Raw genomic sequence first — 13417 nt, forward strand, 5'->3', positions numbered from 1 at the left:
TCCCGTCAGCTCGCCCCGTCGGGCCGGTCCCCGAGGAAGCCCCCCTTGCGCCGCTATCGTTTCGGCAGGATCGCCGCGCTGCTCGCGGTTCTCTACGTGGTCGTGGTCATCGCGTCCGGCGTCGTCGCGCTGGTCACCGGCGACTCCTCGCTGCTGGTGGTTGTGGGGAGGCGGGACCCCGATTCGATCGCGCCCGTCTGGTGGGCGAAGCTCGTCGTGGTCGCGGCCGGTCTGCTGCGGGGCTGGATTCTGTGGCAGGTGCTCCGTGGCCGGCGGGCCGGGCAGCCCGGGCGCCGGGGAGGAGCGGTGGGATGGCTGCGCGCCGCCCTGTACGCCTCCGTCGGCCTTTCGGTGCTCGACTGGCTGCCGATTCCGGATCGGGGGTGGCTGGACCTGCTCGGCGCCCTGGTCGAACCGGCCGTCGTCTGGCTGTGGTTCCGGGTGCTGGCTGGGGTGATCCCGCGGGGATGGCGGGTCCTCGCGCTGGTGGCGGGCATGGTGTCCGTCGCCATGGGGATCGTCGACGAGGTCGTCTCGCAGCTGGACCCCGCGTCCCCGCCGTCGTTCCTCGCCGTCGTCGCGTACCGCGACCCGATCCGGCTGGTGTGGCTGGCGGTGGTCCTGGCGGCCCAGGCCAGGGATCCCCGGTGGAGCCGGGCAACGGTGAGGATGGGGGTGTTCGCGGGAGCAGTCGGGATCCTCCTGCCCTCGAGGTTCCTCTACGCCTACTTCGGCTCCGGCGGCGTGGACTACACCCTGCTGGTCCTCATGGTGCTGGGCGCGCTGGGCCTGTTCGGCCTGGTGTGGGAGGCGCGCTCGGCGCATGAGCTGGCCGGGCCGGCCGCGGAGCCGTCTCGGCCGCCCGCGGAGCCGTCCCGGCCGCGGGCGGTGCCGTCGCGGGCGCCGTCACGGTCCTGGCCCCTGGTGGCCGTGGCGGTGGTCCTCCCGCTGGTCCCCGCGGTCGTCAACCTCGCTCAGGGCAGGCCCTCGGCCATCGGGCCGCGGGGGGTGATCGAGGGCTTCGTCCGCGCGTTCGGGAGCGTCACGGCGTCGGTGACCTGGGTCGTCCTGGACGCCCTCGTGGGGGTCGGCGTCCCGGCCGTGCTGGTCCTGGTCGCGGTCGTGCGCGGAAGCCGCCGCCTGCTGCGCGCCGCGACGTGGATCCTGGTGTCCGCCGCCGTGGTCTGCGCCGTCTCCGCCGTCACCCACGACCCCACCACCCGGGCCGACGCCATCCCCACGGAACTGCTCCCCGACGCCCTGCGGCTCTACCCGGAGGTCCTGTTCCCCCGTGGGGCGGACGGATGGCCCCTCGTCGGGATCTCGCCGCTGTGGTTCGGCCTCGCGCTCGCCGCGTCCGCCCTCGTCCTCGCGGCGCTGTACGGCACCGCCCCGGTGCGCCGCTCGCGCCGCCGCGCCGTCCTGACGGTCCTCGCCACGGCCGTGACGCTGTTCTTCGTGCCGGCGGCCGACCAGCAGCGGGGTACCTTCACCACGGCCGGTGACTGCGCGCCCCCTGACCCCTGGGACTGGGACCACGAGAAGCCCCCGCCGCCGACGGGCACACGCGCGTTCTTGTGCGAGGTGCGCACGGGGGAAACGCTCGCCTATCGCGCCACCGCGTCCGACCAGGTGCTGCTGGCGCACGGACGCCGCCTGTGCGGCGTCTACACCCGCCGCGACCCGGCCGAGCTGGCCCGGGTGCGGACCATGGAGAAGCTGGGCACGGCCGACCTGGAGTCCCTGCTCGGCGACATCTGCCCGGCGGCCGCCGCGGTGGTGGCGGCCGAGGTGGCCGCCGAGGACCGGGAGATCGAGGAACGCCAGGCGGAGGAACGGCGCAAGTGCGCCGCGACCCCGCGCCACCGGCCCCTCATCAAGCCCGCCAAGGTCCCGGTCCTCAAGGATCCGGTGTGGCCCGAGCTGGGCCTGGAGATGATCGACGAGCTCAGCGGCGAGGAGACCGGCGCCGAGACCACGCGCGGTATGGTCTCCAGCTCCCCCGGCTATCTGTCCCTCTACCTGTCCTCCGAGTTCCACGTCTGCGTCACCCTGGAGACGTACACCCGGCGCCCGCCCTTGGAGACCAAGGGCTGGGACGAGGTCGTCGAGGCCGGCTACCTCAACACCTCAGGAGAGATGACGCTGATGGACGGGCTGGCGGGCATCACGCTGCCCGACCTGTCGCTCGGCGGCCGCAAGGGGCACTACCGCGTCCGCGTCCACTTCGCCTGGTTCCCGTGGAAGGGCGAGAAGCTCGGCATCCAGCGCCTGCTGGTCATGGCGTACCCGGCACCGGGGGACAAGGTCGTGACGTATCGCGGGCGGCGACGGTGACCGGCGGCTTCGTCCGGCCCGTCGACAGCCACGAGCCCAGCAGGATCAGCGGCAACCCCACCGCCATACCGATGCCCGGCCGCTCGCCGAGGAGCGCCATCCCGAGGATCACCGCCACGACCGGGTTGACGTACGTGATGACCAGCGCGCGGCCCGGGCCCGCCTCGGCGACGAGCACCCCGTAGAAGACCATGGCCGCCGCCGTGCACAGCACGCCGAGCACCACGACGGCCACGATCACGGGGGCCGACGGCATCGCCCGCGGCGGGTCCAAAGCGGCCGCCGGGGCGAGGAGCGCCGACGAGAGCAGCAGGACGGCGGCCATCGACACGCGCGGATCCAGGTCGGCCAGCCGCCGCTTGAGGATCATCGGGCCGACGGCGTAGCAGAACGCCGCGCAGAGGATCGCCGCCGCGCCGAGCAACTCGTCCGGACGTCCGCTGACGTCCACCCCTACCAGCGCGGCCACCCCGCCGAGCCCCGCGAGCAGGCCGGCCAGCCGCCGCCCGCCCACCCGCTCGCTCGCGTCGAAGCGCAGCGCGAGCAGCGCCACGAACAGCGGCGCCGCCGCGATCAGCGTCGCGGCCAGGGAGGAGGACACATGCTGCTCGCCCACCGCGATCAGCGGGAACGGCAGGACGACCTCGGCCACGGCGAACGCGGCCAGCCAGCGCAGCCGCCCGCGGAACGCCTCCCGCACGGCCTTCCGCGGGACCAGCGCGAGGAGCGTCACCGCCCCCAGCACCACCCGCGCCCACGCGAGGAAGCCGGGCGGCACCCCGCCGTCCACGCCCACCTTCAACAGCAGGTACGGCATGCCCCACAGCAGGGACACGGCCCCGAAGGCCGTCCACGCACGCGTGTTCACGCGCCACCACCTCACGTCACGTCGCCCACCCGATCCGCGGAACCGCCGGACCGGGCGATCCGCCCGGACCGGTCGATCCGCCCGGACCGGTTGATCCACCCGGACCGGTTGATCCACCCGGACCGGTTGATCCACCCGGACCCGCCGGGTTTCCCCGGTCAGCCGACCGTAAGCCGCCGACCGGTACGCGGATAAGCTCCAGTTCCATGCCGATCGAGTGGACCGGTTCGATCCCGGACCTGCTGCTGCGCCTCGACCGCGACCGCCCCGAGCCGCTGCGCGCCCAGCTGGAACGGGAGCTGCGCGAGGCCATCCGCGCCGGCCGGCTGGCGGCGGGGGAGCGGCTGCCCTCCTCCCGTGCCCTGGCCCAGGGGCTCGGCGTCTCGCGCGGGCTGGTCGTGGACTGCTTCGCCCAGCTCCAGGCCGAGGGTTACCTGGTCACCCGCCTCGGCTCGGCCACGAGGGTGGCCCCCTGCGCCCCGGTGCCGGCCGCGCCCCGGCCGCCCGCCGCCGCGGAACCGCCACGGCTCGCCGCCGACTTCCGCCCCGCCGTGCCGGACCTCGCGAGCTTCCCGCGCGACGACTGGCTGTGGGCGCTGCGCGAGGCGTCGCGGGCCCTGCCGGACTCGGGGCTCGGCTACCTCGACCCGTACGGCGACGCCGAACTGCGCGCGGTGCTGTCCGCGTACCTGGGGCGGGTGCGCGGCGCGGCCGCCGAACCGGACCGGCTGGTGGTCTGCTCCGGGTTCGCGCAGGGATACCGCCTGCTCCTGCACGTGCTGGGGGAGCGCGGGGTGCGCCGCGTCGCCGTCGAGGACCCGGGCGACTCCGACCAGCGGCTCCTCGCCGCCCGGGCCGGCATGGAGACGGTCGCCGTGCCCGTCGACGAGGACGGCCTCGACGTCGCGGCCCTCGCCGCCACGGACGCCCGCGCGGTCGTGCTCACCCCGGCGCACCAGTGCCCGACCGGCGTCGCCCTGGCCCCGTCCCGGCGGCAGGCGCTGGTCGCGTGGGCCCGCGAGCGCGACGCGACGATCATCGAGGACGACTACGACGCCGAGTTCCGCTACGACCGCGACCCGGTGGGATCCCTGCAGGGGCTGGCCCCGGGGCACGTGGCCGCGCTCGGCACGGTCAGCAAGGCGCTGGCGCCCGCGCTGCGGCTCGGCTGGATCCTGTGCCCTCCGCACCTGGTCGAAGCGGTGGCCGCCGAGAAGCACCTCGCCGACCGCGGCTCCCCGGGGCTGGACCAGCTCGCCCTCGCCCTGCTCATGCGTTCCGGCCGCTACGACCGGCACCTGCGCCGGGTGCGCGCCTCCTACGCCCGCCGCCGCGACGCGCTGGTGACCGCCCTGGCCCGCCACGCGCCCGGGGTCGAGCTGCGCGGGCTCGCCGCCGGCTTCCACGCGGTGGCCCGCCTGCCGGAGGGGCCGGCGGAGCAGGAGGTCGTCTCCGCCGCGCGGGAGCGGTCGGTCGGGCTGTACGGGATGAGCGGCTACCGGTCCGGCCGGGAGCCGCTCGGGCCGCACGGGCGGGCGGAGCTCGTCCTGGGCTTCGGCAACCTCCGCGAGGACACCATCACCCGGGGCATCGCGACCGTCGCCGACCTCCTCACCGCCCGCTGACCCGCCCCTCCGGAGATCAGCGGGCGCGATGACCCGGTCAGGCGGGGGCGACGACCCGGCCGTCCTGCACGACGTGCCGCAGGTGCTTGTCCGGCTCGGCGAGGACGCCGAGGTCGCGCAGCGGGTCGCCGTCCAGCACGAGCAGGTCGGCGCGCGCCCCCACGGACAGGGTGCCGATCTCGCCGGCCAGCCCCACCAGCTCCGCCGCCCCGGTCGTGGCGGCCCGCAGCACGTCGAGGGGCCGCTGCGTCTCGCCGCGCAGCCGGAACTCGTGGCCCTGGTGCCGGTGCATGCCGCCCAGCAGGTCCGTGCCGAACGCCATCCGCACCCCGGCGCGGGCGGCGCGCTCCAGCGCCCGCAGCCCCGCGTCCAGCACCTCGTCCACCTTGCGCCAGCTTCCCTCCGGCAGGCCGAACTCCCTGCCCTCCTCCTTGAGCGCCCAGTACGTGACCAGCGTCGGCACGAGGAAGGCGTCGTGCCGCAGGAACAGCTCGACGCTGCTGTCGTCGATCAGGTTGCCGTGCTCCACCGAGCGCACCCCGGCCTCCAGGGCCCGGTTGACGGCGCGGGCGGTGTAGGCGTGGGCGGCGACGTAGCGGTTGGCGGCCTCGGCCTCCTCGACGATCGCGCGCAGCTCGTCCATGGAGTACTGCGTGGAGTCGATCCGGTCGGTGGGGGAGGCGACGCCGCCGGAGGCCATGACCTTGATGTGGTGGGCGCCCTTGCGCAGCTCGTCGCGCGCGGCGGCGCGGACGGCGTCCACGCCGTCGGCGACGCGGCCGAGGCCCGCGCAGCACGGGTGGTCGTCGCGGGAGTTCTGGCCCCGGCCCCGCAGGTCGCCGTGGCCGCCGGTCTGGCTCAGCGCCCGGCCGCAGAACAGCAGCCGCGGCCCCCGGACCAGCCCCTCGGCCTGCGCGTCGGCCAGGCCGTAGTCGGCGCCGGAGGCGTCGCGGACCGTGGTGAAGCCGCGGTCGAGCATCCCGCCCATGATGCGGGCGCTGTGGGCGGCGACGTACGAGGGCGACATGGACGGCAGCGTCCCGAGGTCGGCGGTGGAGGCGGTGACGTGGACGTGCGCGTCGATGAGGCCGGGCACGACCCGGGCGCCGGCGACGTCGAGGACCCGGGTGCCGTCCGGCACGCGCAGCCCCCGCCCGGTCTCGGCGATCCGGCCGTCCTCGCAGCGCAGGTCGCCCTCGGCGTACTCGCCGGAGTCCATGTCGAGGATGAGCGCGTCACGCAGCAGCAGGCTCACGCGGCACCCCCATCGGTGGGCGCGCCGGACGTGGTGGCGGCGCGGAGCGCGGGGACGGCGAGCGGCGCGAGCGACACGGCCGCCGCGACCGACTCCTCGTCGTAGCGTCCCTCGGCGTCGAGGATGTTGAGCACTCCCAGAACCCTTCCCCCGTCCATGACGGGCACGTTGACGACCGAGCCGCAGCCCAGTCCCTCGATCAGCTCGTGGTCGGCGAAGATCTCCCGCACGGCCGCCCGGTCCGGGCCGAGGTACGGCTGCCCCGCCTCGACGCACCGGGCGAGCCAGCCGCGGGCGACCTCGACGGTCTTCTCCCCGCCCACCGGGTAGGCGTCGGGGTGGCTGCTGTGGACCCGGCGCAGCGCGTTCCGCTCGGGGATCCAGGCCAGCACCGTGAACAGCCGCACCCCGACCGCCCGGCGCACCTCCTCCTCCAGCGCGTCGAATCCCTGGAGACCGGTCATGACGTCATCTCCTTCCGGGTCTGCCGGGCGGGTTCGCCGCGTTCGGTGAGGTCCTCGAGGGAACGGCCGGCCGTGGCGAGCCCGAAGACGACGACGCAGACGACCCCGGCCACGAGGACGGCGGTGGTGAGGCCGAACACGCCGCCGAAGCCCAGACCGGCCGCCGACAGGCCGATGATCGTGGGCGCGAGGATGCTGCCCACGCGGCCGAACGCGCTGGACAGGCCGGTGCCGGTGGCGCGGATCCAGGTGGGGAAGACCTCGGGGGTGTAGGAGTAGACGCCCGCGTACGTCCCGTTGAGGAAGAACGACAGCACCGCGCCCGCCAGGGTGATCGCGGCCGGGGACTCCATCTGCGAGAGCCAGAACGCGCTGATCGCCGAGCCGGCCAGGTAGAGGGCGATGGTGTTCTTGCGGTCGAGCCGTTCCGACAGCCAGGCGGCGGAGAAGTACCCGGGGACCTGCGCCAGGTAGATGATGATCGAGAATTCGAAGCTCTTGGTGACGGTGATGCCGCGCTGGACGAGCAGCGTCGGGATCCAGGAGAAGAACCCGTAGTACGAGAACGTGATCACGAACCAGATCAGCCAGATCACCGCGGTCCGCCGGGCCATGGCCGGGCTCCACAGGAAGCGCAGCGCGCTGAGCAGGTTCACCTTCGGCGTCTCGGACACCGGCGGCGCGTCGCTCTCGGGCGCCGGCGGGAGCGCCCGGCCGGTGGCCCGCTCGACGCGCCGTTCGAGGTCGGCCACCACCGCCTCCGCCTCCTCGTGGCGGCCCTGCTGGACCAGGAAGCGCGGCGACTCCGGCAGCGAGCGCCGCCACCACAGCAGCATGACGATCGGCACCGCGGTGAGCACCTGGGCGATCCGCCAGCCGTTGTCCATGGTCGGCACCACGAACCGGCCGATCAGCGCCGCCAGCACGAAGCCGAAGGAGAAGAACCCGGCCAGCGCCCCGATGAACCAGCCGCGCCGCCGGGCGGGCACGAACTCCGACAGGAACGGCGCGATGATCGCGCTCTCGGCCCCCGCGCCCGCCCCGGCCAGCACCCGGGCCACCAGGAACACCTCGTAGCTGGGCGCCGCCGCGGCGATCACGGAGAACACCGCGTAGAACGCCAGGGCGTACATCATGACCTTCTTGCGGCCGATGCGGTCGCCGAGCAGCCCGGCCACGGTCGCGCCGAACAGGAACCCGAACGGCGTGGCCGACCCGATGAGGCCGAGCTGGCCGTTGTCCAGGCCCCACGCGTCCTGCGCGCTCGGCAGCAGGAACGCCACCACCGCCGAGTCCATCCCGTCGAAGGTGTAGCCGAGGCCGCCTATGAGCAGCAGGAGGTAGTGGGGGCGGCTCAGCGGGAGCCGGTCCAAGCGGGTGAGCAGGGTCATGGCACCTTCTCTGGCTCGTGCTTTTTGGCAACGTATAGTGCAAATCTCCTCTCATGCAATGGTCATTGCATGTTTGCGGGCGCGTAGCATGTCTCCCGGCCGAGGGAGAGGATCACGTGACGGAGCCCCGCACCGACACCTACGACGAGTGGCTGCGCGCCCGGGTGCCGGAGCGCGGACTGCGGCCCAAGGCGGCGGCGGTGCTCGACGTGCTCATGTCGCAGCCGCGCCGCGCCTCGTACGGCTCGGCGGCCGAGCTCGCCCAGCTCGCCGGGGTCAACGTGGCCACCGTGACCCGCACGGCGCAGGCGCTCGGGTTCGCCGGCTGGCCGGCGCTCCAGCAGGAACTGCGGGCCCGCTACCTGTCGTCGCTGAGCGCCGGCCAGGTCGCCGCCGAGCACGCCGGGGCCGGATCGCCCAGCTCCCGCTCGCTCCGCCGCGACCTCGACAGCCTCGCCCTGCTCAACCGCCGGCTGGACGAGGCGGTGCTGCTCACCATCGCCGAGGCGGTCGCCGCCGCCCGTCGTACGGTCGTGGTGGCCGACGGCAGCTACGCGGCCGTGGGGCTGGCGCTCGCGCACAACGCCCGCCTGGCGGGTTATCCCGTCACCGCCGTCACGGCGGGCGACTCCGAGCTGGCCAACACCGTCGCCACCCTCGGGCCCGGGGACGTGCTCATCGCGATCAGCTTCTGGCGGCTGTACGAGAGCACCGTGCTCGCCGCGCACGAGGCCCGCTCGCGGGGGACGCGTGTCTTCGCGCTGACCGACGCGGCGAGCCCGGCTCTCGCGGCCGCGGCGGAGGAGGTCGTCATGGTGCCCGCGGAGGGGGAGGCGTTCTTCCCGTCGCTGACCGCGGGCATCGCCGTGGCGCAGGCCCTGGTCACGCAGCTCGCCGCGGTGGACGCGGCGCACACGGGGGCCTCGATCGAGGCGGCGGAGGCCATGTGGGCGAAGTTCGGCCTCCTCCACCGCCGCCCCACACCCCCGCCCGCCTCCTGACCCCTCGCCGTCCACATCACCCCCGGCCCGCCTCCTGACCTCCCGGCCCGTCCGCGTCCCCTCCGGCCCGTCCGCGTCCCCTCCCCGGCCCGTCCGCGCCCCCCCGGCCCTCTACGTCACCCCCGGCCCTCCGTCTGACCCGCTTACTTCCCGCCTCGCCCTGACCCCTCTCGAAGCCCCCTGTGCCGCCCCGCTGCGTCAACAGATGACAAAAATTGAAATCTGTCAGCTGTCATGCCATAGTGAGGAGACACGACGACGGCAGCACACCTCCAAGGAGTCCTCATGCTCACTCGTTCACTGGGATCCACCGGGCCGCGCGTCTCCGCCCTCGGCCTCGGCTGCATGGGCATGTCCGCCCTGTACGGCGACGCCGACCGCGGCGAGTCCATCGCGACCGTCCACGCCGCCCTCGACGCCGGTGTCACCCTGCTCGACACCGGCGACTTCTACGGCATGGGCCACAACGAGATGCTGATCCGCGAGGCGCTGAGCACCGCCCCGGCCGGGCTGCGGGACCAGGCGGTCATCAGCGTCAAGTTCGGCGCGCTGCGCGGACCGGACGGCGCCTGGGGCGGCACGGACGGCCGCCCGGCCGCGGTCAAGAACTTCGCCGCGTACTCCCTGCAGCGGCTCGGCGTCGACCACATCGACGTCTACCGGATCGCCCGCGTGGACCCCGACGTGCCGATCGAGGAGACCGTGGGCGCCATCGCCGAGCTGGTCCAGGCCGGGTACGTCCGCCACATCGGCCTGTCGGAGGCCGGCGCCGACACCGTACGCCGGGCCGCCGCCACCGCGCCCATCGCCGACCTGCAGATCGAGTACTCGCTCATCTCCCGCGGCGTCGAGGACCGTATCCTGCCCGCCACGCGCGAGCTGGGCGTCGGCATCACCGCGTACGGCGTGCTGTCGCGCGGGCTGATCTCCGGCCACTTCACGGCGGACCGGCGGCTGGCCGCCAACGACTTCCGCGCCCACTCGCCCCGCTTCCAGGGCGACAACCTGCGCCACAACCTCGGCCTCGTCGAGGCCCTGCGCGAGATCGCCGCGGACAAGGGCGTCACGGTCGCGCAGATCGCCATCGCCTGGGTCCTCGCCCGCGGCGAGGACATCGTGCCGCTGGTCGGCGCCCGCACCCGCGAGCGGCTGTCCGAGGCGCTCGGCGCCCTGGACGTCAAGCTGGAGGAGTCCGACCTCGCCGCGATCGAGCGGGCCGTCCCGGCCGACGCGGCGGCGGGCGAGCGCTACGCGCGGGAGCAGATGACGCTCCTCGACAGCGAGCGGTGACGCCCGCACCCGGTACGGTCATCACCATGGCCACCACCGACGCCCTCACCCCCGAGCGCATCCTCGAAGCCACCGAGGAGGTGCTGCGCCGCCACGGCCCCGCCAAGGCGACCGTGGTCGACGTGGCCCGCGCGCTCGGCGTCAGCCACGGCAGCGTCTACCGGCACTTCCGGACGAAGACGGCGCTGCGTGAGGCCGTCACCCAGCGCTGGCTCGACCGGACGTCCACGTCCCTGTCGGGCATCGCCGCGGGCGCCGAGCCGCCGGAGACGAGACTGCGGCGCTGGCTGGCCGAGCTGTTCGCCGCCAAACGCCGCAAGGTCGGCGGCGACCCGGAGCTGTTCGCGACGTACATGGTGCTGGTGGGGGAGAGCAGCGCGGTGGTCAACCGACACCGGGCCGACCTCACGGGACAGCTAGCGCGAATCATCCACGAGGGCCTCGAACGCGGCGACTTCGCACCGGCCGGTGCGGCGCCGGAGGTGCTGGCCCGTGCGGTCTTCGACGCCACGGGCCGCTTCCACGACCCGGCCTACGCCCGCGAGTGGGCCGGCCCTGGCATCGAGGCCGAGTTCACGGCCCTGGTGGATCTCGTCCTGCGCGGCCTCAGAGCGCCCTAGCCCGCAGCGCTCCCCAGCCCGCAGCGCTCCCTAGCCTGCAGCGCTCCCTAGCCCCAGCGCTCCCTGGCCGCAGCGCTCCCTGGCCGCAGCGCTCCCTGGCCGCAGCGCTCCGAAGCGCTCTGTACCCTCAGGGCTTCCTGGCCCCGCCCCAGGTGTCGATGTCGACCTGCGGTCCAGGGGTACGCCGGGCTGAGCCCGGGCCGTGCCTGGCCGGCCGTGGCGGACGGCCGGGGCTCAGGGGCGGCGGCGGGCGACCATGACCGCGTCGTGGATCGTGATGTCGCGTCCCTCCGGGTCCACCGTCGCGCGCGGCCGGGTCTCGGTCGTCACCACCTCCCAGGCGGCCGGGTCCAGCGACGAGGCCACCTCCTCGGCCGTGTACATCATGTCCGGGAAGTGCATGCGGTGCGCCGTGGTCCGATGGTCACGCGGGTGGTGGCCGACGATCAGCAGCGTCCCCCCGGGCGCCACCGCGGCGGCCAGCCGCGCGAACAACTCCCGCCGTTCCACGCCCGGCAGGTGCATGAACTGCGCCGACACCAGGTCGTACGCCCCCTCGCCGGGCACGTGCCGGCGCAGGTCAGCGTGGACCCACTCGACCCGCTCGGCGACGCCTGCCTCGGCCGCGTGGGCGGCGGCCCGCTCCAGTGCCGTGGTGGAGATGTCGGTCCCCGTCACCCGCCAGCCGCGTCCGGCGAGCCACACCGCGTCGGCGCCCTCGCCGCTGCCCACGTCCAGCGCCCGCCCGGGGGCCAGATCGGCGGCCTCCGCCACGAGCTGCGGGTTCGGCCGGCCGCTCCAGATCGCGGGCCGGGCGCGGTAGCGCTCCTCCCAGCCCTCCTCCTCGAACATCGTCCTGACGCTCCGCCGGTACGCTTCGACGGCGGCGCGGCGGTCCTCGGCGACCAGGTCGGCGTTGATCGCCGCCCCGGCGCTGAGCCCGGCCGCGGCGGAGGTCAGGACCTGGGCGCCCGGGTCGGCCACGTTGCCCGCCACCCACACCCCCGGCTCGGCCGTGGCGCCGGTGCGGTCGGCGGGAACGTGCTCGCCGATGACCTGCCCGCCCATCTCGACCTCCACGGGCTTCAGCCCGAGCGGCTCCAGCAGCTCCGCCCGTGCCGTGAGCCGAGGCCCGACGACCAGGGCGTCCAGCTCCACGACCTCGCCCGAGACCAGCCGCACGCCGGTGAGCCGGTCGTCCGACACCTCCACGGCCGCGACCGGTTCCTCCACCACGACGACGCCACGCGCGGCGAGCGCCTCGGCCTCCTCGGCGTCGAGCGCGGGGGCCTCGTGCGGCAGCAGCATCACGTGGGGGCTCCACTGCCGCCACAGGTGCGCGAGGTGGAGCGCGGCCGGGCCGGTGGCGAGGACGCCGATCCGCCGGTCGCGCACCTCCCAGCCGTGGCAGTACGGGCAGCTCAGCACGTCACGGCCCCACCGCTCGGCCAGGCCGGGCACGTCGGGCAGCTCGTCGGTGAGCCCGGTGGTCACCAGGAGCCGCCGCGCCCGGACGCGCCGCCCGCCGTCCAGCGTCACCAGGAACCCGGCCTCGCGGGGCGCGGCATCATCGTGGGACCCGGGTCCGGCCTCGGCCCCGGCCCCGGCCCCGGCACCGGCACCGGCCCCGGACTCGGAGCTGTGGCGGGCCGCGCTGACGACGCGGCCGGTGACGACCTCGCCGCCGTAGCGGGTCACCTCCTCGCGCCCGGCCGTCAGCAGGTCGCCGGGCGGGGTGCCGTCCCTGCCCAGGTAGTTGTGCATGTGCTCGGCGGGGGCGTTGCGCGGCTCGCCGGAGTCCACCACCAGCACGGACCGGCGCGCCCGGGCCAGCGCCAGGGCCCCGCTGAGCCCGGCCGGGCCGCCGCCCACCACCACGACGTCGTACGTGTCGTCTGTCATGTTCTTCCCTTCACCGCTCACGTGTACGGCCAAGGTGCCGCGCGAACCGCGAATTCGACAAGTAATGTTGCCGATATGGCAAACGACGAGGACGCGGTCCTGACGGCCGTCGGGCCCCGGTTGCGCGCGCTGCGCAGGCAGCGGGGCACGACGCTGAACCAACTCGCCGAGACCACCGGCGTCTCGGTGAGCACGCTGTCCCGCCTGGAGTCGGGTGGGCGACGGCCCACGCTGGAGCTGCTGCTGCCGCTGGCCAAGGCGTACCAGGTGTCGCTGGACGACCTGGTCGGCGCGCCGGCCACGGGCGACCCGCGCGTGCGGCCGCAGCCGATCGTCCGCCACGGCGTGACGTTCCTGCCGCTGACCCGCCGCGCGGGCGGCCTCCAGGCGTTCAAGCAGATCCTGCCGCCGGGCACGCCGTCCTGCGACGACGGGCTGCAGACGCACGAGGGTTACGAGTGGCTGTACGTGTTGTCGGGCCGGCTGCGGCTGCGGCTCGCCGAGCACGACCTCCTGCTGACGGCGGGGGAGGCCGCCGAGTTCGACACCCACCTCCCGCACTGTCTCTCCAACCCCGGCCCGGAGCCCGCCGAGGTGCTCAGCCTGTTCGGTCCGCAGGGGGAGCGCGTGCACGTCCGCGCCCGCCCCAAGCAGGGCTGAGACG

At 74.7% G+C, this 13417-nt stretch carries 11 protein-coding genes; 6 read left to right on the plus strand and 5 right to left on the minus strand.

Translation table 11 applies throughout. The features are described 5' to 3' along the window. The first annotated feature begins 45 nt into the window (after positions 1 to 45). On the plus strand, positions 46 to 2337 hold the full coding sequence (locus AB0H81_RS22150) for a hypothetical protein (protein WP_358377492.1): 2292 nt from the start codon (positions 46 to 48) through the stop codon (positions 2335 to 2337). On the opposite strand, the gene AB0H81_RS22155 is transcribed toward AB0H81_RS22150, so the two are convergent. Next, positions 2279 to 3205, minus strand: coding sequence for a DMT family transporter (locus AB0H81_RS22155; RefSeq protein WP_358377495.1), 927 nt, complete (start codon positions 3203 to 3205; stop codon positions 2279 to 2281). The genes AB0H81_RS22150 and AB0H81_RS22155 overlap by 59 nt on opposite strands. Positions 3206 to 3411: 206 nt before the next feature. Here AB0H81_RS22155 and AB0H81_RS22160 point away from each other — a divergent pair, with 206 nt between their 5' ends. Further along, on the plus strand, positions 3412 to 4830 hold the full coding sequence (locus AB0H81_RS22160) for a PLP-dependent aminotransferase family protein (RefSeq protein ID WP_358377498.1): 1419 nt from the start codon (positions 3412 to 3414) through the stop codon (positions 4828 to 4830). Between the two features lie 37 nt (positions 4831 to 4867). On the opposite strand, the gene AB0H81_RS22165 is transcribed toward AB0H81_RS22160, so the two are convergent. The 3 genes from AB0H81_RS22165 to AB0H81_RS22175 are packed head-to-tail and all read right to left on the minus strand — an operon-like array spanning position 4868 to position 7940. Continuing rightward, positions 4868 to 6049 (minus strand): amidohydrolase family protein, encoded by a 1182-nt coding sequence (locus AB0H81_RS22165; RefSeq protein WP_358377563.1) that lies wholly within the window; start codon positions 6047 to 6049, stop codon positions 4868 to 4870. Between the two features lie 32 nt (positions 6050 to 6081). Continuing rightward, on the minus strand, positions 6082 to 6549 hold the full coding sequence (locus AB0H81_RS22170) for a GAF domain-containing protein (protein WP_358377501.1): 468 nt from the start codon (positions 6547 to 6549) through the stop codon (positions 6082 to 6084). Further along, positions 6546 to 7940, minus strand: coding sequence for an MFS transporter (locus AB0H81_RS22175; protein ID WP_358377505.1), 1395 nt, complete (start codon positions 7938 to 7940; stop codon positions 6546 to 6548). The genes AB0H81_RS22170 and AB0H81_RS22175 overlap by 4 nt, the downstream gene beginning before the upstream one ends. A gap of 116 nt (positions 7941 to 8056) precedes the next feature. On the opposite strand from AB0H81_RS22175, the gene AB0H81_RS22180 reads away from it, so the two are divergent. The 3 genes from AB0H81_RS22180 to AB0H81_RS22190 all read left to right on the plus strand — a co-directional run bounded on the left by AB0H81_RS22180 (position 8057) and on the right by AB0H81_RS22190 (position 10851). Then, positions 8057 to 8941 carry a MurR/RpiR family transcriptional regulator gene (locus AB0H81_RS22180; RefSeq protein ID WP_358377508.1) on the plus strand — a complete coding sequence of 295 codons (885 nt, stop codon included), beginning with the start codon at positions 8057 to 8059 and terminating at the stop codon, positions 8939 to 8941. 285 nt (positions 8942 to 9226) lie between these two features. After that, positions 9227 to 10231: an aldo/keto reductase gene (locus AB0H81_RS22185; RefSeq protein ID WP_358377511.1), complete on the plus strand. Its 1005-nt coding sequence runs from the start codon at positions 9227 to 9229 to the stop codon at positions 10229 to 10231. Between the two features lie 26 nt (positions 10232 to 10257). Further along, entirely contained in the window at positions 10258 to 10851 is a 594-nt protein-coding gene (locus AB0H81_RS22190; protein WP_358377514.1) for a TetR family transcriptional regulator, read from the plus strand. A 234-nt stretch (positions 10852 to 11085) separates the two neighbouring features. Here the strand turns inward: AB0H81_RS22190 and AB0H81_RS22195 are convergent, their stop codons facing one another. Beyond that, the gene (locus AB0H81_RS22195) at positions 11086 to 12753 is read right to left on the minus strand and encodes an FAD-dependent oxidoreductase (RefSeq protein WP_358377517.1); all 1668 of its coding nucleotides are present in this window, start codon (positions 12751 to 12753) and stop codon (positions 11086 to 11088) included. A 75-nt stretch (positions 12754 to 12828) separates the two neighbouring features. Between AB0H81_RS22195 and AB0H81_RS22200 the strand changes: the two genes are divergently transcribed. Next, positions 12829 to 13413: an XRE family transcriptional regulator gene (locus AB0H81_RS22200; protein WP_358377521.1), complete on the plus strand. Its 585-nt coding sequence runs from the start codon at positions 12829 to 12831 to the stop codon at positions 13411 to 13413. Positions 13414 to 13417 lie beyond the last annotated feature (4 nt).

This window comes from Nonomuraea sp. NPDC050691 (assembly GCF_040654455.1).
Lineage (GTDB): Bacteria > Actinomycetota > Actinomycetes > Streptosporangiales > Streptosporangiaceae > Nonomuraea.